The sequence below is a fragment of the Oleiphilus sp. HI0125 genome (assembly GCF_001635355.1).
In genome coordinates, this window is sequence record NZ_LWGF01000510.1 from 1 (window position 1) to 445 (window position 445).

Sequence of the window (445 nt, forward strand, 5' to 3'; positions counted from 1 at the left end):
GACCGTCGTAGTAGTTAACGCCTGCAAAGTTTAATCCCAGAGAGGTGTCACGAGTGTGTGTCCATGTAGTGTTACGAGATAAGATATCAATCTCACCAGACTGAAGCGCTGTAAAACGCTCTTTAGCAGTTAAAGGCTTGTATTGAACCTTAGATGCATCGCCTAAAACAGCTGCTGCAACAGCTTTACAGACGTCGACATCTAGACCACTCCATTCACCCTTTTCGTCTTTCTGAGAAAATCCAGCAAGACCAGTACTCACACCACAAGAAAGCATTCCGCGTTTTTTAACGTCTTCAAGCGTTCCTGCATTTGCACCAAAAGATAAGCCTACTGCAAGACCTGCAGCGACCAATGAAGAGAATTTCAACATTCGTGTTCTCCTAAGTTTTTGTTTTCTTCCAAAAAGGATTTCGCAGCGCACCTAAGCAACAACAGAAAGCTG

At 44.0% G+C, this 445-nt stretch carries 1 protein-coding gene; it reads right to left on the reverse strand.

Annotated elements, in window-relative coordinates:
- Positions 1-373: transporter substrate-binding domain-containing protein (locus A3762_RS06465; protein ID WP_156493297.1), on the reverse strand; the 373-nt coding region annotated here is incomplete at its 3' end.
- Positions 374-445: the final 72 nt, after the last annotated feature.